The sequence below is a fragment of the Olivibacter sp. SA151 genome (genome assembly GCF_054130995.1).
This window is the reverse complement of sequence record NZ_CP096391.1, coordinates 5,210,523-5,231,067: the sequence shown is the minus strand read 5'-3', so window position 1 is coordinate 5,231,067 and position 20,545 is coordinate 5,210,523. Positions and strand designations below refer to the sequence as shown.

Here is a 20,545-nt window from a genome sequence, read left to right as displayed (position 1 = left end):
AGATAGCTAAACTCAAGGGTACATTCGCTTATTGACGCCTCGCACGGCCGGCACATCTATTGGATTTTCAGGCCAGGCATGTTTGGGGTATCTTCTTTTAAGCTCTTTTCGGACTTCAAAGTAAGCATTGCTCCAGAAGCTTTTTAAATCCGCGGTTATTTGAACAAGTTTAAAACCGGGAGAAAGCAGATGAAGGGATACGGGCGTTTTTCCGTCATTGATGGTAGGCGTTTCGAGTAGACCAAAAACTTCTTGCAAACGCACTGCCAAGATTGGCGACTCGCCATTTGGTAAATAGCGAAGCCTAATCTGAGATCCACTGGGCACTGTAAGCTTGGTTGGTGCCAGTTTTTCCAGCTTTCTTTGCAGCTCAAAGGGAAGCCAATGGACCAATATCGAAATTAGGTCCAACTTTTTCAAATCCTCTGCTTTTCGGCACTTAGTAAGATAGGGCGCTAGCCATTCTTCTACGCAATTAAGCAAGCTGTCGGTATCAGCTTTAGGCCAATATGCTTTCTGATCCCAGAATTTCAAGCTCATTACGCGATTCTGCCATTGTTCAACCTCCGTCGTATAGTTAAGTAAATGTAGCCCTTTTTTCTTTATTACCTTTAAAAGCACTTCGGTGGCCAGATCGGGGGGGATTTGCTGTAATGGCCTTGTCTGAACGATTAGGTTGTCGATTTTCCATTCTTCTCTTGCAAGGAAAGCCCCGTTATTTGAATCCCACTGAATGTTTGTATCGTGTGTTGTCAAAGGAAAAACATCTTCTTTCTTTAGTGGAGCGGCAAGAAATACCTTGCCCTCTCCTCCTCGAAAATCAATATGGGCTATGACCAAAAAGTCTTCGTTACATAAGCTATCACTTAGAAGGAGCGTTGCCTTCCGTCCATTGGCCATGAAGAAGCGGTTGCTGCCCTGCTCTATCTTGCGGGCAATGCGATCGGGATAAGCATAGGTCACAAGGCATCCACTAACGTAAGGATCGGGATCGTCATTGTTCTCTTCAATACCAAATAGCCTTCTATAATAGGCGGCAATCTTAATCACTTTGGAGAAAGATTGATAATACGTATGATTTTTTCTCGCTCTTCTTAATCCTTCGATTCGCAAATTTAAGTCAGTTTCAATCGTATTACTTAGGGGATCGCGTTCTTCTAGAAGAGCAGCAATGTCTGTTGCTAAGTGCAAATGTAATTTTTCGGATGCTGCTGCGGATAGCATATGCGCTAACCTGGGATGGCATGGTAAACGATGTATCATTTTGCCATGAGCGCTTATCTTTCCATCCATGATGGCCTCGATACGAGTTAAGATCTTTTGTGCTTGCAGAAATCGTTCGAGCGGCGGTGGTGTTAACCATTTTAACTGGTCCACAGATGAAATCCCCCACTTGAACAGTTCTAAGGTTAAAGGCATCAAATCCGCATCGATAATTTCCGGATTGCGATAGGTTTTCATTTTAGCCTCTTGTGTTTTAGACCACATGCGATAACAAGTTCCAGGGCCAAGTCTACCGGCCCTACCACTTCGCTGGATTGCTGAGTCGAGGCTAATACTAACCGTTTGTAAGCTTGACAAATTAGTTTTAGCGTCGAATATTGCTTGGCGCGTAAAGCCACTATCAATAACGACGCGAACGCCTTCGATCGTGAGGCTGGTCTCGGCAATGGAGGTTGCCAGGATGACTTTCCGACCACCTTTTTCATCGGGGAGGATGGCTCTTTGTTGTGCTGCTATTGAGAGCTGCCCATATAAGCAATGGATAATTGCAGTTGTCTTTTTTATTTTCAAGAGATCTTTACATCGGTTAATCGCCGCCTGTCCAGGAAGAAAGACAAGTATGTCTCCGATGGTTTCATGAAGTGCTCGCAATATAGTTTGAACACATAAAGACGGAAGACTTTCCAAGTTTTGCTCTCCTGTATAGATAATATCTATCGGATGTGTTCTCGAAGGACATTCAATAGTTGGAGCTTTTAATAACTGTGCCAGGTTAGGTAAATCGAGCGTTGCCGACATTACCAGTAATCGCAAATCCGGGCGTAAGATTTCTTGCGTTTCCAGACAGAGTGTTAATGCAGTATCGGCATGAATACTTCTTTCGTGAAATTCATCAAAAATAATTAAACCAAATGCTTCGAGGGCATTGTCATCTTGTATCATGCGCGTCAAAATACCTTCGGTTACCACTTCTATCCGTGTGCTATTGCTTACTTTATGTTCAAATCGAATCCGATAACCTATGGTCTTTCCTATATCTTCATCTAATAGAGATGCCATTCTCCCTGCGATCGCGATTGCAGCTAAACGACGGGGTTCCAGTAATAGAATTTTTTTGCCTTTGAGCCATGGTTCATCCAATAAACGCAAAGGAAGCAAGGTGCTTTTTCCTGCCCCCGGAGAAGCGCTAACCAATAAATTGGGGTGTTTTTTTAATGAATCCTGAACTTTTGAAAGGATTTGCTGAATGGGTAGTTGTGGCTCCTCTAAAATAGATAACATGGAGGTCAAACTTACGGAATAGATTCGGAATGATCAATGCTATCTTATTGGCTAAGTGGTGCGTCTTGTTCTACCATTGAATGTAATTTCTTTTTTTGAAGAGGCTGGTTTTTATATAAATTGGTAGTGCTTCGCCAGATCCATTCAAGCGGGCCAAAGCTGAATTTTTTGAACCAATAAATCGAAAAAATGATTTGTGCAAAATAGAATAAGTTGGCTAATATGATAATGGAAAGCAATTCTCCATTTTTTACTTGTTTATAGCCAAATTCAAAGAGAAGAAAGAAGAAAAAAGTTTGTAATACATAATTCGTTAAACCCATGCGGCCTAAATTTTCCAAGGCTGACCAAAAAAGCCGCCATTTTTTTCTGTACCAATAAAGTAAACAGATGCCGCCGATGTAGCAGAATGAAAGCCATAGACTTTTTAAGGCACTCAACGTAGCTGTATAATATAACGTACTGCCAATAATTAAAAACACGCCAAGTGCAAGCGACCACAGAAGTAAGGATTTTTTTAATAGCTCAGTACGAAAACCCTTAGCATTAAATAGATCAACTGTACCGGCCCAGTAACCAAGATAGAATAAGCTAAGAATCATCAGGAAATGACCGGACGATAATTGATGGATAATACGTTGCGAGAAGCCTAAATTGGCTATTAAGGACATGGAAGAAGAACTTTTAATATGATGGCCGAATTCGGAAGATAAGCAAGCTGCAACAACTAAAATTGCTATTATGAATAGAAGATGTCTTTGATTCAGATGTCTAACAGGAATAAGTAACAAACCGATAATGGCGTAGATATGCAATATATCAAAAGCATAAAATTGATTATGCAGTAAACCAATAATAAATAAAACAAACAGCCTCCATATAAACTTGATTGTAAATGGCTGACCCTTTCTTTTAGCATTTCTAAATTGGATATAAAAGCTTAAGCCGAATAAGAAGGAAAATATTAAGTAAAATTTTCTTTCTACGAAAAAACTTAAGAAACTCTTGATTAAAAGGTCCGTTTCATTGCCGATTTTTTTCCCTTCGGATTGTAATTCAAGAAGATATATAGATGCCGCGTGAGCAAGGATAATTCCGTACAAGGCAAATCCCCGGAGAATATCGAGGATGGAAATTCGTGGTGAGTCAGTTTTTAATAAGGTATCGGCCATGGTAATACAAAGGTAAGCTGGAGATCCAATTAATGGAGACCATGGATACGAACTGATATAAAAACGGGCAATTATACGAAAGGATGGGAAGTGTTGATTATTTATGTACAACGCTTACAAAAATAAGTGGCGGAAAGCAAGTACAATATACTGATGCGGAAATCGTTTATGTTGATGAGGAGAACAGTGATGTTTAATTTGTTTAGACGAAGTGGACATGCGAGTCTAGAGTGGGTTGAAGTTGATATACATTCACACCTATTGCCAGGCATCGATGATGGGGCGCCAAATGTTTCGGTATCGCTGCTGTTGTTAAAAAAACTTTTGTCTCTTGGTTTAAAATCGTTCATATTAACGCCCCATATATATGATGAGGTATTTCCTAATACGAAGGAGACAATTGATTATGCTCACGAGTGGTTCTATGCTGAAATGGAACGAGCCGGTTTAGCAGATATATATACCCATTCATCTGCGGAATACATGCTTGGCGAGAAATTTGAAGCACTCTTAGAAGAGCAGTGTTTAAGACCATTTCCAACCAATCATTTACTGGTTGAAATGCCATGGTCGGCCGAACCGATTGCGTTGGAACAGATAGTAAATCGCATTATCGCACATGGGTATATCCCAATCATCGCGCATCCCGAACGTTACAACTTTTATTCATCGCAAACAAGGAAGTACCATGAATTAAAAGAGATGGGTTGTTTGTTGCAATTGAACTTACTCTCTCCAATAGGTTACTATGGAAAACAAGTTACAATAACAACGCAATATCTTATTAATAAAAATATGTATGACTTTTTAGGAACTGATTTGCATCACCATCAGCAATTAACTAAAATAATCAGCTATGTAAAAAGTGGACGCGCTTATAAAGAGTTAGGACATTTATCTATAAAAAACGCTGAATTGCTATAGTCGATCATGCTACCTTTCGTTTAACGGTTGGTATATTGGATAATAGTACTCAAAAGCGGTCCGTTTGTATACAATTTACGGACATTGCGTTTAAAAAAAATATTATTTATCCGATATTCACCCCGATAAATTTCCTGGCGAAATCGTTTACGTTTGCGAGTCGTCAATATTAGTTCCTTTAAAAATTGATTTAAATTAATAGCAAATGAAACCGACTTTAGTAATCTTAGCCGCTGGAATGGCGAGCCGCTATGGTGGAAACAAACAAATTGATGGTTTTGGACCGAATAACGAAACAATTTTGGAATATTCTATTTTTGATGCCATACGTGCCGGATTTGGAAAAGTATGTTTCATCATTAGGAAAGAACATCAAACTGTATTTGAAGAGAAGTTTGCAAAGGCCTTGAAAGGCCAAATGGAAGTTGATTATGCATTTCAAGAGCCTCAATTGGCAGAATACGGTTTTAATGAGTATATTGAGCGTACTAAACCTTGGGGAACCGGACATGCGCTGTTGGCTGCAAGAAATGTAGTTAAAGAAAATTTTTGTGTGATTAATGCGGATGATTTTTATAGTCTTATAGCTTTTCGGCAAATGGCGGCTTTTCTGGCAGATGAAGCTAAAGATGATTACTTTGCGCTATTAGGGTATAAGATTGACAAAACTTTATCGGATAGTGGCCCTGTAACGAGAGGGGTTTGTGCCATATCAGATTCAAGTGAATTGAAAAGGTTGGATGAGCGAGCAAAAGTTTACAGAAATCCTGAAGGTGAAATCGAGTTTGTTCAGCACGATGGGACACCTGGCAAGTTAAATGCCGAAGATCTTGTTTCAATGAATTTTTGGGGTTTTACTCCAGCGATATTTTCGTTACTTGAGCCTTTGTTTGTTACTTTTGTACGTGAAAATATAACGGATCCGAAAGCCGAATTTCTCATACCGGAGGCTGCGCAGATCTTGCTACAGAAAGGACAGGCAAGCTTTCGGGTGATCCCTATTGACGCCCCGTGCTTTGGAGTAACGTATCAAGAAGATAAACCGTTGGTTAAAAACGAACTGTCTGATTTAGTTGAGAAAGGGGTTTATCCTAAGTACTTATGGAAAGAGGTAGCTGTTTAGCATTTTTTTGCGCAGTTATAAAAAATTATATATGAATAAAAATCATTATGTTGTTATTATGGCCGGGGGCGTAGGTAGCCGTTTTTGGCCAGTTAGTAGAACATCACTTCCTAAACAGTTTATTGATGTGCTTGGGTTAGGTAAAACCTTGATTCAAAGTACTTACGAGCGATTCAAGCAAATTGTTCCGGAGGACAATATTTATGTGCTAACAAACCATAAATATGTTGAATTGGTAAAAGAGCAGTTAGGGATTACCGATGAGAACAGAATTATCGGTGAGCCGGCCATGCGCAATACGGCGCCTTGCATCGCCTATGCCTGTCATAAATTGCAAGCTTTAAACCCTAATGCAACACTCGTTATTGCCCCTTCTGATCATCTTATTCAAGATACGGAGCGTTTTCTGTCGGATATCAAAATGTCTCTGGAAGCAGCGGAAAACAGCGAAGCGTTGATTACCCTAGGAATAAAGCCGTCAAGACCGGATACGGGATATGGGTATATTCAAATTAGCGACGAGACGCTTACCGGATTTTCAAACTTTAACAAAGTCGCTTCTTTTAGAGAGAAACCCGTTTTACAAGTAGCGCAAGAATATGTTTCGAGCGGTAAGTACCTCTGGAATGCGGGTATCTTTATTTGGAATGTGCGTACAATTCTCGCTGAGTTAGAAAAGTACGAAGAGAAATTGAATGCGGTATTTTTAGGTGGAAAGGAAAAATACAATACACCGGAAGAAAAAGCTTTTTTGGAAGCGTATTATCCAGCATGTGAGAATATATCCATTGATTATGCAATCATGGAAAAAAGCGAACGGGTTTATGTCCTACCTGTAGATTTTGGCTGGTCTGACTTAGGAACATGGACGTCTGTTTATGGGTTAAGTCAACAGGATAATAGCGGCAATGTGCTTATACCAGACGCTAATAATGTGATTCTATACAACAGCAGCAATTGCATGGTTAATGTGCCGAGTTATAAAAAGGTAGTTTTGAAAAATTTACATAATTATATTATAGTGGAGGCAAATGATACGTTGATGATTTGTCCGATCGATAGCGAACAGGAAGTTAAGCAGGTTGTTGCCGATGCGGCTAAGCAATTTGGTGAAAGTTATATCTAAATATTCTTTGGATTCCATTATGAAATGGGTATGGAGAATATGGTGCTTACTGTATTTTATCATCTTATTCTATGTGGTTTTTTTTTGCAGGAAGAAGGCCGAGCGCCACATGGGGACACCGTAAAAATCCGCTTTTACAGCCTTTTCGTTTAAAATGGTATCTTTATAGGCATGCGGGTGACGTTAGTAGTGTGTACTTAGATATAATCGGAAATATTGTGATGTTTACCCCTCTGCCCTTATTTTTATATATCGTTTTTGGCTTTAAGCACTACGGGGGGATGATTATTTTAGGTTTCGTACTCAGTTTGTGCATAGAAACATGTCAATTTGTACTGGGAATCGGGATTCCGGATATCGACGATTTAATATTTAATACGCTAGGAACTATTTTGGGAGCTTTAATAATACAAGGAATAAAACTCGTTAATGTAGAATAACCGTACAAATTAATGATGTGAGCGCAATTCTCTGAACAAATTTCGTGTAATAAATGTAACGAGTTGTACTAAGCTTGCGGACATACTTTATTTATCTTTGGAGCAAACTCAACTTATTGGTTTAACAATTTTAAAAAAACTCTTCTAATAAAATGACTGTAAAAAAAATCTGCTGTATCGGCGCGGGTTATGTAGGAGGCCCAACGATGGCGGTAATAGCTAAACAATGTCCTGGTATTCAGGTTACCGTAGTTGATCTGAATGAAGCTCGTATTGCTGCATGGAATGACCAAGATGTGAACAAAATTCCGGTGTATGAGCCAGGATTGAGTGAAGTTGTATCAGAGGCACGCGGGAGAAACCTTTTTTTCTCAACCGATGTCGATAAAGCAATTGATGAGGCAGATATGATTTTTATCTCCGTGAATACGCCAACGAAGACTTACGGAGCGGGTAAAGGCCAAGCAGCTGATTTGAAATGGATAGAGTTATGTGCACGGCAAATTGCGCGTGTCAGTAAATCCGATAAGATCGTTGTCGAAAAGTCAACACTTCCGGTTCGAACAGCAAGCACTTTAAAGGACATTTTACAACATACGGGAAATGGGGTTAAATTTCAGATACTTTCTAACCCTGAATTTTTAGCAGAAGGCACGGCTGTAGAAGATCTATTATTTCCTGATAGAGTACTGATAGGCGGTGACCAAAATGAGGGAGGAAGGAAAGCAATTGAGGCGTTAGTAGAGATTTATGCACATTGGGTGCCTAGAGAACGGATTCTTACGACCAATGTTTGGTCGTCTGAACTGTCAAAATTAACTGCCAATGCTTTTTTAGCGCAACGAGTTTCATCGATTAATGCGCTCTCTGAACTGTGCGAACATACAGAAGCAGACATTAATGAGGTAGCGCGTGCTATCGGAACGGACAGCCGAATAGGTTCCAAATTTTTGAAAGCGTCGGTAGGGTTTGGCGGTTCTTGTTTCCAAAAAGATATTTTGAATTTAGTATATATCGCTAGAAGTTATGGGCTTACGGAAGTTGCCGATTATTGGGAACAGGTGATTATTATGAATGATCACCAAAAGAAGCGATTCGCGAACAAGATTATAAAAACGCTTTATAATACGGTAAACGGAAAGAAAATCGCGTTCCTAGGATGGGCTTTTAAGAAAGACACCAATGATACGCGCGAATCTGCGGCGATTTATGTAGCCGATCACTTACTATACGAACAGGCTCATATCGGTGTTTATGATCCTAAAGTGCCGGCACAGCAAGTTTATATTGACCTAGACTACTTGGCTACCAGATCATCGGACGAAAACAGTCAGCTTGTACAAGTATATAATGATCCTTATGAGGCCTGTAAAGACGCCCATGCCGTGGCTATCCTTACCGAGTGGGATGAGTTTAAACAGTATGATTGGCAGCGGATCTACGATAACATGTTGAAGCCGGCGCATATCTTTGATGGACGAAATATTCTCGATAAAGCGAAGCTCGAGAATATTGGATTTAAAGTTTGTCCGATAGGGAGCTAGTAGAAACGAAAAGTAATTATCAGACTTTTACCAAATCGAATTAAATTAAATAGAAGGCTAGAATTTTCTAGCCTTTTTGTTTTAATATAAATTTTGTAACAACAATTTTTGCACATTTTTATTTAAGTTTTCTCATAGATAGGTAGATTGTGTTCATTCTGTTTATAATAACGGAATTATATAACCTGTTGTTATATAGATTGTTAGTTGTTTTTTCTCTTCATTGTAAAATGCAATTGAGATGTGAAATGTGAAATCGGCATCCATTACTATACAATATTTTACAAAGAGTGAAATAGGCATAAAAATATTTTTTGTCATCTTTGTTAAGACCTAAAAATTCTGGTACTGGATTGAATATTGAAGAAGGATTAAATTCTTGATGAAATAATCATATAGAATTTACACCAATCTAGATTTAACAGGTAAATACATAACAACTGTTTAAGTATTTTATTATGAAAGCAACTATAGGTATAGTAGATGATCATGCGCTGGTTTTGGAGTCTTTAATCATGCTCATTAATAATCTTGCCGATTTCCAAGTCACAATGCACGCTACCGACGGACATGATTTGTTAAATAAATTGAGACGACAAGAAAGCTATCCAGATATATTATTGATTGACGTGCTTATGCCCAATATGAGCGGTGCAGAACTTACCGGCAAAATCAAGTTTACCTATCCGGATATAAAATTAGTTGCCCTTTCCGTTTTAAGCGATTCGATCAGTGTACTTCAAATGATCCGAGCAGGCTGTTGCGCATACCTTACGAAAAATATGAATGTTTTGGAACTCAATTTGGCATTAACTGAAGTATGGGCAAAAGGGTATTATAACTCTTATTTGACAGAAAAAAGTGTAGAAGACATCGCGCTTCAAATAGATCTGACAGATCGGGAGAAGGAATTCTTGTATTTGGCTTGTAGCGACTTAAATTATCATGAGATCGCAAAACGCATGTTTCTGTCGATTAAAACAATTGATGGTTATCGAGCCAGTTTGTTTGCTAAATTCAAAGTGAAAAGTCGAACCGGACTCGTTTTACAGGCAATTAAACATAAATTCGTCCACATTAGCTAGTTATAACCCGTAATTCTTAGCCTTATTTCCTAAAGACCTTTTGTTAAACAAATGTATAATGCTGTCTATACCTGTGTATAAATAGGTCAGAAATCGAGTATGGCGGCTTGTAGCCGAATACCTACTTTTGCATAGTAGTTCCCATTGATGGAGAGAACGACGAATGAAACGAAATAAAGAAGTCTATCAAAATTATGACCTTAATCAGGATATTGTAATTTGGGAGCGAGTATGCTCAATAAGCCATAGTCTATTATTTACCATATAAAAATGTGAGTTTATACACATTTTGTTGAGAAAATAGTGCATTTAAAGAAAGATCAATTTATTTTGATGGCTTATGGCTCAATTGGGATATAAATCATCAAAATCACGTTGCAAAATATTTGGTGATAAAATAGAAAAGTGTAAATATCGGAACACCTCTTTATAAAGAGCTGTTCACTGCCATTAAAAATGATAATTGAAATGAGAGCTTTAAACAGATTTAGTCGGATTGCCGGTCGTGCTGCGTTTGGTGGTATAATGGCACTGGCATTATTCATGACGGCGTGTAAATCAAATAAGTTATATGATTCTCCCCGAGTTTCGTCTTTCCGGGGTAATAGGCTGCCGGCACCTCCGGGAATGGTATACATCCCTTCGGGAACGATCTTCTATAAGAGTTCGCAAGATAGTAGCGACATGGGGAAAAACGTAAGCTTAAGTGCATTCTTTATCGATGAGACGGAAGTCACAAACAGACAGTACCGCGAATTTGTAAATTGGGTTGCCGACTCGGTTGCTGTTGTTGATTATTTAAAAGACGATCAGTACTTTTTAAAAGAAGACAACACGAATGAAGACGGCACTAACGACGCAAATGTGGAACGACTGATAGATTGGAAAAGGGTGAAAAAAGAGTCTCCCTTATGGCTAAGTAAAAATCCGGAAATTCAAGAGAAGCTGCGTCCAATGTTAACCATGAAGGCAGGTAAAAGAGTTTTAAACGATGCCCTGCTAACTTATCGCTTTTCTTATTTAAAAATGGACGGCAGGAACAATGATCAATATGTAACAGACACCGTGGGAGTGATGCCAGTAGACGACATTTGGTCAAAAGATTTTCCAAATGCTCAAATGCATGCTATGGATGCAAACTACTTTTATCATAAATCTTTTGACTACAATCCGGTGGTCGGTGTAAGTTGGAAACAGGCCCGGGCATATGCTGATTGGCGGGGAAAGGAGATTATGGCAAGTTTGCAAAAGAACTCCTATCTAAAGGGGTATCAATTGACTTTCAGCTTACCTACCGAAGCCCAATGGCAATATGCCGCAGAAGGGAAGCTTGATCCGGTAGATACGATTCAACGGACCCGATTAACAATCGATGATCGCAAATCAGACAAAAAAAGACTTGCAGTAAACTTTAAGCAAGGAGAAGGGACCTATTCAAGAGATGGATCTACCTTTACGGTTCCTGTAAAAGCTTATACTCCGAATGCATTTGGCGTATATAATATGGCCGGAAACGTGTCGGAATGGACGTTGGATGCTTTCAGTCCTTCAGCCATTGAATTTGTGAACGACTTAAATCCCGTTTTATTATACGACGCAGATGATCATGCAAGTTATGCGTTGAAACGGAAAGTAGTTAGGGGTGGATCTTGGAAAGATAATGGAAGCATGCTGAATAGCGATGCGAGAAATTACGAACAACAAGATGAAGCACATTCCTATATTGGATTCAGGTGTGTAATGTCGGCTTTTGAAATGGCGACCCCACAAGTAAAAACAAGAAAGTACAAAAATTGATGGTTTCAAAGTTGCTCCTTAGAGCGTACCTCGAAACGCTAGAAAATCATTGTTGAGAAAAAGAATAATAATTATGAAAATGTTTTTGACCGGTATATTGAGTTTCTTCTGCTTTTTCGGATTGTTGGCGCAGGAAACTCCGGATACAACTATTGTAGAAGAGGGAATAAGTGGAACGATCCCCGATTCGATGGCAGACAATGGTAGTGTGTTATTGATCGATACTGTGCCCCAAACGGATGGCTATTATCAGGTGAGTGATTTACATGACGCTGTACCTTTTGCTTATCCAAAGGTTAATCCAAAGAATATTCGTTTTTACAAACGCGTGTGGAGAGACATCGATTTGAAAGATAAAGAGAACTATATTTTTGCTATCCCCGGAGCTTCATTGATGGAGGCTATTATGAAAAGTATCAAAGAAGGTAAATTAACGCCTTATAATCCGGAAGATGATGGTTTTAAAACGAAGCTGACCGCAAGAGAAGGAGAAGCTCGCTTTACGGATAGCGTGCTGGTACCGATTTTTGATAATGAAGGAAACCAGATCGATGCCAAGATGACTTTAAATGAATTTAACCCGGAAAAGGTGACGAAGTTTCGTATTAAAGAAGATATATTTTTCGATAAACAACGAGGTAAACTGGAAACAAGGATTATTGGCGTAGCGCCTTTGATGACAATCAATTCCTCTGCGGAATTGGCTGAGTCGGTTGGAGAGACACCCGCCTTTTGGCTGTATTTTCCACAGTTACGATACACTTTGGTACAACTGGATGTGTCTGATCCTGATAAAGAGCTCTATGATATGACAATGGACGATCTATTTGTACAGCGTAAATTTTCAAGCAAGATTGTACGACAAACTTCTCCAAGTCAACGAATGCAATATGCTACCGATGGACAGGATACTACCGAAAAAGAAATTGAAGATAAAATTCAGCTTTATAAGGACCGTTTATGGCGCAATCCTAAAGGGGTCAACTCGGATGACTTAGTTTCGAAGGACGAGGATTATTTGCGAGAAAAAAAGGAAAAGAACGACGGAAAGAAGGAAAAGGCAGTGTTGAGAAATGAACAGGCTGAGGGTACAGAAAGTCGTCAATAGTAGTCATTGGTGCTTTTAAACGTTTTATAGATTGTCAAAACTTAAGTTGCGGTCACTGGTAAGTAAAGGCCACGCAGGTATAAATGTGTAGTTCGATTGATATCAGGTAAAACAGATTAACAATTATTTGATAAAGCCTTCATGATTTTTAAACTTACACGAGGGATGAATAATGGAGCTTACGAACTCTTGAGCAGCCCTTAAGCGAAGATCGGACGGCTTCATCGCCTTTAAAAAAGCAAATTATATACGGATGAAAAAAATCTTCATATTTTTTATTACAGCACTTGCTAGTCTGCAAGTAAAAGCGCAGATTTGGGAAGAATATTCTAGCTTTTATCCCGGTGTAGGCATTCATGTGGGAACTAGGGGGCTCGGAATAGAGGGAGCTTATCCGTTATCGGACGCATTCAATGTTCGATTGGGAGCAAGTATCTTTCCTTCCTCTAAGATGAAATTAGGTAATCGGGTGTTTGAAATAAACCGTTCGGACGTAACTTTATTGGCGGATTGGCAGCCGCTTATTGGGAAAGACAGTTGGATTGCCCGTAAATGGATTGTTAGTGCTGGAATAGGATACTTTTTTGAGAACAGGTATGAGCGTTATGTTGGAACGCGCAAGGTGGCTGATCAAAAGAAGGATTATGGCGTTGAATGGGGGAAATTAAGACCTTACATAGGAACAGGAATAAACGGAATAAGGCTTTCACAACGATTAAATATGGCGGTTAATGTAGGGTATTATATCCCTATAGAGTCGACAGCGATAAAAATCTACGAAAAGGATCCTGTTGACATACCAAAATTACGTGAAGATTTAGATTCTTTCCCTTACAATATGGTGCCCGGGGTAAATGTACAAGTTGGAATATCGTATATCTTTTTTAAAAACAGTTATAATAAATATTTCCAATAATTTAAGTATGAAGAAGAAAGACAATTCAAATTGGCTACACGTAGCTATCTCATGGGGAGCCAGTGTGGTAATCTTAGGAGCTCTGTTTAAAATACTCCATATTGGCGGAGCAATGGCAAACTACATGATCGGAGCAGGTTTAGGTGTAGAGGCTCTATTGTTTTTTTTAATGGGTTTCAACCCGCCGCCTAAGGATCCCGAATGGGAAAGAGTTTATCCTGAGCTAGCCGATGATTATAGCGGAGAATTACCTAAAACTTCGGCGAGGCCGATACAAAATCCGAACGCCTCAACTACCCTCGCCTTGGATAAAATCTTTGCTGATGCTCAGGTTGGGCCCGAGACGATTGCCAGTTTAGGTAAGGGGTTACGTTCGTTTAATGAAAAAGTGACTGCTATTAGTAACCTTTCTGATGCTTCTTTTGCTGCCAACGAGTTTACAGAGAAGCTTCGTTTGGCTTCATCTAAATTCGACAGTTTAAGTGTTGCCTTTGAAAAGGCGTCAGCCAATCTTGTTGCCATGTCGTCCACCAACTCGGACACTCGTGGTTACCATGATCAGGTACAACAATTGACTCAAAATCTGAGTTCCCTAAATGCGATGTACGAGCGTGAATTAAGAGATTCAAATGCGCATCTACAGTCAATGAATAGGTTCTATGAACAATTGAGCTCTACTATGCAGAACTTCAACGAATCTTTAGACGACTCAAAAATGTTTAAAGATGAAGTTAACAAGTTAGCTAAAAATCTTGCTGCCTTAAATGCAGTTTATGGCAATATGCTAAGCGCTATGAACCAGCCGCGCATGTAGTTTTCCGGATATTATTCATTTGACAATTAAAAACGTAATTAATGGCTTTAGGAAAAGAGACCCCAAGGCAACGGATGATTAATATCATGTATTTGGTATTATTAGCCATGCTGGCTTTGAATGTATCAGATACCATATTGGATGCCTTTAAAAATATAAATGATAGTTTGGAAACTTCGAGATCGAATGTCAACAATTCTGTAGAACAGTTGTTCATGGCCTTTGAGAATACCAAACTAAAGGAAGAACCGGAACGCGCCAGGCCTATCTATGAAAAGGCAAAACAGGCAAGGGCTATTGTAGGCGAACTGAACGAGTATATCAATACGCTAAAGAAAGAGTTTGAAAAGCAGGGCGGTGGTTATGATGAGGATACCGGGGATCTGTCACAGCGTGATAATATGGATATCGCTCCCGGCTTGATGATTAACAAGAAAAAAGGCGCGGAGTTAAAAGAGAAAATAAACGGCACAAGAGAAAAGCTGCTGGCATTACTGGACGAAAAAGATAGAGGAACGGTAACGTTCTCCCTGGAGGCCAACGATCCGGAGAAACGTGTTAACGGGAAGAAAAAATGGGAAGAGATCAATTTTGGCGATGGCACTCCGTTGACTGCTGCCATGGCTATCTTAACCAAGATCCAGACCGATGCACAGAACGCGGAGTCGGATGTGGTGAAACGCATCTTAGGAAAAATGGATCAGGCTGTCGTAAACCTGGATCAATTTGCTGCAGTAGCCGTTGCTCCTACCTCTTATTTGATTCAGGGACAGCCATACACTGCTGAAGTTTTCTTAACTGCTTATGACTCTAAATCAGATCCGTCTATTTCTGTAAACGGGAGTGCTTTACAGGTAAGTAATGGAAAAGGTGTGTATAACGTTAATACATCTAAAGAAGGTGTCTTTACATGGACAGGCGTTATTAAAGTAAAACAAACGGATGGAACGATAAAAGAATATCGCACTCCTGAACAACGTTATCAGGTATCGAGACCATCGGCCGTTGTTTCTCCCGACAAAATGAATGTTCTTTACATTGGTGTGGATAACCCTTTATCTGTGTCTGCCCCCGGCACGCCCGCGGATAAAATTAAGGTAAGTATAAGTGGCGGCAGCTTATCCGGATCCAATGGAAAGTACGTGGCGCGTGTATCTTCTCCGGGAACGGCTAAAATATCGGTGTCAGCTGAAGTGGCACCGGGCAAAGTGCAAACTTTGAGTACAACGGATTTCAGGGTGAAGCGGATCCCTGATCCCATTGCTAAATTTGGTGGGAAATCAGGCGGTGCGATGGCTTCCGTTGCTTTAAAAGCACAAAATGCCTTATTTGCAAGTTTAGAAAATTTTGATTTTGACGCTAAATTTAATATTACCAAATTTACCATGATCTTAGCAAAGCCTCGAGCCGATGCCATTGTTCTTTCAACTAGCGGAAACTCCTTAAGTGCTGCGATGAAGTCGGCTTTGAATGGAATAGGCCCGGGAACAAGAGTTATTTTTGATAATATTATTGCTGTTGGGCCTGACGGGACTCCAAGGCAGTTAAATGCGGTGGCATTGTCTGCCAATTAACATTATCTTAATCTTAGCTTTTGAGGGTTATGGTATGCCTTAGCATTCTTTAATAAAATTGATTTATATGGAAAAAGATTCTAGAATTTATATCGCAGGCCATCGTGGCATGGTTGGCGGCGCTATTACCCGTCATTTGAAATTAGCAGGTTACACTAATTTAATTACTAGAACTTCTGCTGAGTTAGATCTTCGTAATCAAGGAGCCGTCCACACATTTTTTCAGGAAGAAAAACCGGAATATGTCTTTTTAGCAGCCGCAAAGGTAGGAGGAATTGTAGCAAATAATACTTACAGGGCTGATTTTTTATATGACAACCTGTTGATGGAATGCAATATAATTCACGCAGCATACCAGCAGCAAGTTACGAAGCTTATGTTTCTAGGTAGTAGTTGTATTTACCCAAAAATGGCTCCTCAACCTTTAAGAGAAGATTACCTTTTAACGGGGCCGCTTGAGCACACAAATGAACCTTACGCGATTGCTAAAATAGCAGGCATAAAATTATGTGAGGCTTATAGAGATCAATATGGATGTGATTTTATAAGTGTCATGCCTACAAATCTGTATGGAATAGGCGATAACTACCATCCTCAAAATTCTCATGTATTACCTGCCCTGATTAGACGATTTCATGAGGCGAAAGTAGCTAATGCTCCTTCTGTAACGATATGGGGGACAGGGACACCTAAGCGGGAATTTTTATATGCAGATGATCTGGCTGATGCTTGTATATTTCTAATGCAAACCTATTCTGAAAAAGAATTAATAAATGTTGGAACTGGAGAAGATTTAACTATTAGCGAGCTAGCTGAGCTCGTTAAAGATGTTGTCGGATTTGAAGGAGAAATTAGGTACGACACGTCTAAACCAGATGGAACACCCCGTAAATTGATGGATGTTGCCAAATTACATCAACAGGGCTGGAAACATAAAGTCGAATTAAAAGAAGGAATTACTTTAGCATATAACGACTTTTTACATGCGGAGATGGTTGCTGAAAGGTAATCTCTTTTATGTTAAAAAAAGCACTTGGTAAAAGCAAGCCTTATTAACTAGGGCTTGCTTTTTTATTTACATTTTGGTTTTATTTATCAGTTGTTTCTATTGTTTTCGGTTCAACTGCGACTCTTTTCGCTTCTTCAGATATGATGTCTTTACTTACCAATGTGATATCCTGCCCCATTCTTTTAATTATTTTTCGGCTTCGGTTAATAAATGGAAGCTCTATATATTTATAGGTGTAATTGGAGATGAGGAACGTAATAACAATCGCTGAAATACTGGCTAGCACAGGACTTGCGATGGCAGGTAATACCAATCTAATAACAATGCCTTGATTCAAGTACAAAGAATAACTAATTGTGCCGAAGTATACAAAGACTTTTGGGTAAGATTTAGACCGAAATAGATAGCCTAGTGTAAACAGTATATAAGCAAGAGAAATCGCATTTACAACTGGCCAAAAACGGTCGCCCCCGAAGAGCGATGGATCCGGTACACGTTTTCCGAATGTGAGAAAGCTGTTTATAAACAAGACAAATAAAGCGAAAGTGATTGTTAGCCAAAGTGTTTTGTTGGTGACTAAGCCTTTCATGTTTCTGTAATAGACAGTACCAACGAACATAGTGGCTAAATAATAACTTAACAACATACCCGCATCAAAAAGATGGAGAAGGTAAATCGGCACTACGCCAATGAAGAGCACACCGCAAAGAGCTGTAAGTGCTAATTTGACGCTGTGTTGGAGTATGTTTAGTTTAAATAATATTGCTACTATAATATAGAATGCCATCTCAAGATTGAGTGTCCAGTAAGACATTTCGATCAGCGGTTGTCCGATAAACTTAGCCAACATACTGATGTTGGCAAGAACGACCGTTAAGGTGGGGTCGACCCCTCTTATTGTTCCGTTTAGAATGAGCGACGTTTTTAAGATCAGGCTTGCCAGAAATAAAGGATATAATCTATAAATACGACTTATCGCAAATTTTTTTATTGATTGATGTTTCTCTATTGATACAGGGATAATAAAACCGCTAGTTATAAAAAATAGGCAGACACCAAAAATGCCAAATTGAAAATAATGTGAACTGAACCAACCAAACTGAGGTGATAATCGTTCGAATATATGTTGGATTATTACTGATAATGCAGCAAAAAAACGTAAGCAATCTAGAAATTGAAGTCGGTTGTTGTTCTTTTCCATATCAAATTAACTTATTATCGCTCGCCTTACGTTATCGGACTATTAGTGCTCTATAAAGTAAGTTCATTTTGAAGGGCACTATGCTGCAAACATAGGCTTTTTGATACGGTTAACAATGATTTGTACTTAAGTTGCCCAATAAATGAGTATTGTTTGCGCAATTGTGAGCTTTTTAATTTGATTTTTATATTTATGCATCTTTCCTCTCCATAAAGTAGAATAGTATGTGTTTTTTTTTGCGTATATTTTTATGTATATGGTAACTGACTTTATAGAATATGTGAATGTATGTTCCTTAAGGAATAATAAGCTATTTCGGTGTTGTCGTTAGCGCCGTAATGTATGTAAATGGAGCATTATTGGCCAGCCACAAGAAACGGAATGTCAGTCGTTCTATTTTAATACTCAAAATACCGGGTAGTGCTCTTGATTTTTGTTAATGATATTTTGTGTATTTTATACACTTTTATCTTTTTTAAAGTTTTTTTTTCTCATAAGTAGAACGTTCATTTCTCACTGCTCTTATTTACGAATTTAACGCTTAGTTTTACCCCGAAATTGAGACATATAAAGAAGCGCGAATGGATAGTTCAAAAAGTTTGGTTTTAAAAGGAGTTTTTTGGAATGCAATACAGCTTATTGTTAACCAAGGGTTTGCCTTTATAGTCAAATTGGTTTTAGCTAAAATATTATTGCCTGAACAATTTGGATTAATTGGGATGGCAACGGTATTTACAGGGTTTGTTTCTGTTTTAACAGAGTTGGGGATTGGAGCAGCATTAATCCAAAAGAAGGAAGACCAGTTAACATCTGCTCATTACAGCACAGCCTTCTGGACGGGAATCGCTTGGTCTGCCTTGTTGTATGGGATAATGGCCTTCGCAATTGCTCCTTTGGCAGCTAAATTTTATAACGAAGCGATTCTTGAGCAACTTATTCCTGTCATCAGTTTAGGAATTCTACTAAGTCCTATTAACCTAGTGAATCGTGCTCAATTATCAAAGCAGATGAATTTTAAGAAAATCGCACGTATTGAAAGTGCGAGTAATATCGTTGCCGGTATTATTTCTATCTTGTTAGCTTTGTGGGGAGCAGGTGTTTGGTCCTTAGCATTTAATTCTACCGCAATTATTGTATTTGCTATTCCCTTTTATTTTAAAGCCACCAACTGGCTTCCTAAACTCTCTTGGAGCCACAAGGCCTTTAAAGATATATTTGGTTTTGGAATTTTTGCCACTGGCACAAATGTGATTAACTATTTCGTCAATAATATTGATTATTTATTGATTGGGAAATTATTGTCGGCGCAATTGCTGGGATCGTACTCGTTTGCTTTTGTTCTGACAGACACATTTCGAAGCAGGTTGATGGCCGTTATAAATAATGTGATGTATCCTTTGTATGGCAAAAAGCAAGGAGATCCCGATGCTATGAAGCGATATTATTTGAAAGTTGTCAGTTATAACTGTGTGATTGTTTTTCCGGTGATGTTGCTTCTGTTTATATTAGCAGAGCCCTTTGTTCTTCATATTTTTGGAAGTAAATGGGAGAATTCAATTCTTCCCTTGAAAATACTATCTGCATCCATTATGATTCAGATGTTAGTTAACAGTAATACTGTTTTAATAAGGGCCTTGGGCAGACCGGGTTTAGAGTTGAAACTTCAAATGGTAAAAGCGGCTGTATACATACCCGCCTTGGTCTTTGGTATATATAAATACGGAATTGTAGGCGCCTCTTGGGCTGTTCTTTTTAGCCGAGTTTTTAACGTATTAATAGCTCAATATACATTTAACTATCTCATTACCGTTAAGGTGACTACCGGCGAGCTTTTCAACGAAATTAAAGGGTCCGTTTTTGCTACTTTATTTTCCTTTATAATAGGCAGTGCCCTGTTGAATTTTTTTCATGTTAATTTCTTAATTGTCGGACTAATTGTGTTGCTTGTATTTGGGCTTTCAATTTATAAGCTCATGGGGGACGAACTGACGGCACATATTAATTTCATGAGAAGTAAGCGAGCGTAAATCCCCAGCAAATAAATTTATGCGATAGCATAGAATTATACGATAAGTAGATGCGAACGAGCAGATAATTGAATAGAAATATATACTTTTTTAATATGAATAGGTTGAAGGCAATTACTCAATATTTTTTACGTGAGGTGCTTCCAAAAAGATGTTATAGATCAAGATTTTTAACATCGT

General features: G+C 38.9%; 16 protein-coding genes. 13 read left to right on the top strand and 3 right to left on the bottom strand.

Annotated elements, in window-relative coordinates; all coding sequences use genetic code 11:
* Positions 1–12: 12 nt before the first annotated feature.
* Complete coding sequence (hrpB, locus tag M1D52_RS21370) at positions 13–2,505, bottom strand: ATP-dependent helicase HrpB (protein WP_437393480.1); 2,493 nt, start codon at positions 2,503–2,505, stop codon at positions 13–15.
* A gap of 44 nt (positions 2,506–2,549) precedes the next feature.
* On the bottom strand, positions 2,550–3,677 hold the full coding sequence (locus M1D52_RS21365; protein ID WP_130856181.1) for a DUF418 domain-containing protein: 1,128 nt from the start codon (positions 3,675–3,677) through the stop codon (positions 2,550–2,552).
* 174 nt (positions 3,678–3,851) lie between these two features.
* On the opposite strand from M1D52_RS21365, the gene M1D52_RS21360 reads away from it, so the two are divergent.
* The 12 genes from M1D52_RS21360 (at position 3,852) to fcl (ending at position 17,137) form a co-directional block, all read left to right on the top strand.
* Positions 3,852–4,601, top strand: a complete 750-nt coding sequence (locus M1D52_RS21360; RefSeq protein WP_013665283.1) for a tyrosine-protein phosphatase — start codon at positions 3,852–3,854, stop codon at positions 4,599–4,601.
* Between the two features lie 205 nt (positions 4,602–4,806).
* Complete coding sequence (locus tag M1D52_RS21355; protein WP_437365264.1) at positions 4,807–5,724, top strand: nucleotidyltransferase family protein; 918 nt, start codon at positions 4,807–4,809, stop codon at positions 5,722–5,724.
* Between the two features lie 31 nt (positions 5,725–5,755).
* Entirely contained in the window at positions 5,756–6,850 is a 1,095-nt protein-coding gene (locus M1D52_RS21350; protein ID WP_437365262.1) for a mannose-1-phosphate guanylyltransferase, read from the top strand.
* Between the two features lie 53 nt (positions 6,851–6,903).
* On the top strand, positions 6,904–7,290 hold the full coding sequence (locus M1D52_RS21345) for a VanZ family protein (RefSeq protein WP_457941740.1): 387 nt from the start codon (positions 6,904–6,906) through the stop codon (positions 7,288–7,290).
* A 152-nt stretch (positions 7,291–7,442) separates the two neighbouring features.
* Complete coding sequence (locus tag M1D52_RS21340; protein WP_013665287.1) at positions 7,443–8,834, top strand: UDP-glucose 6-dehydrogenase; 1,392 nt, start codon at positions 7,443–7,445, stop codon at positions 8,832–8,834.
* A 458-nt stretch (positions 8,835–9,292) separates the two neighbouring features.
* Entirely contained in the window at positions 9,293–9,919 is a 627-nt protein-coding gene (locus tag M1D52_RS21335) for a response regulator transcription factor (RefSeq protein WP_013665289.1), read from the top strand.
* A gap of 468 nt (positions 9,920–10,387) precedes the next feature.
* Positions 10,388–11,716: a T9SS ring complex lipoprotein PorK/GldK gene (porK, locus tag M1D52_RS21330; protein ID WP_013665290.1), complete on the top strand. Its 1,329-nt coding sequence runs from the start codon at positions 10,388–10,390 to the stop codon at positions 11,714–11,716.
* 73 nt (positions 11,717–11,789) lie between these two features.
* Complete coding sequence (gene porN, locus M1D52_RS21325) at positions 11,790–12,824, top strand: type IX secretion system ring subunit PorN/GldN (RefSeq protein WP_437393479.1); 1,035 nt, start codon at positions 11,790–11,792, stop codon at positions 12,822–12,824.
* A 253-nt stretch (positions 12,825–13,077) separates the two neighbouring features.
* Complete coding sequence (locus M1D52_RS21320) at positions 13,078–13,740, top strand: hypothetical protein (RefSeq protein WP_013665292.1); 663 nt, start codon at positions 13,078–13,080, stop codon at positions 13,738–13,740.
* A gap of 7 nt (positions 13,741–13,747) precedes the next feature.
* Positions 13,748–14,554, top strand: coding sequence for a type IX secretion system motor protein PorL/GldL (porL, locus tag M1D52_RS21315; RefSeq protein WP_013665293.1), 807 nt, complete (start codon positions 13,748–13,750; stop codon positions 14,552–14,554).
* A 41-nt stretch (positions 14,555–14,595) separates the two neighbouring features.
* Positions 14,596–16,128 (top strand): type IX secretion system motor protein PorM/GldM, encoded by a 1,533-nt coding sequence (gene porM / locus M1D52_RS21310; RefSeq protein ID WP_437365254.1) that lies wholly within the window; start codon positions 14,596–14,598, stop codon positions 16,126–16,128.
* Between the two features lie 67 nt (positions 16,129–16,195).
* Entirely contained in the window at positions 16,196–17,137 is a 942-nt protein-coding gene (gene fcl, locus M1D52_RS21305; protein ID WP_437365252.1) for a GDP-L-fucose synthase, read from the top strand.
* Between the two features lie 79 nt (positions 17,138–17,216).
* On the opposite strand, the gene M1D52_RS21300 is transcribed toward fcl, so the two are convergent.
* A complete protein-coding gene (locus M1D52_RS21300) occupies positions 17,217–18,338 on the bottom strand; it encodes an acyltransferase family protein (protein ID WP_437393477.1) in 1,122 nt (373 codons plus the stop codon).
* 581 nt (positions 18,339–18,919) lie between these two features.
* Between M1D52_RS21300 and M1D52_RS21295 the strand changes: the two genes are divergently transcribed.
* A complete protein-coding gene (locus M1D52_RS21295) occupies positions 18,920–20,365 on the top strand; it encodes a lipopolysaccharide biosynthesis protein (protein ID WP_437393476.1) in 1,446 nt (481 codons plus the stop codon).
* The last annotated feature ends 180 nt before the right edge of the window (positions 20,366–20,545 follow it).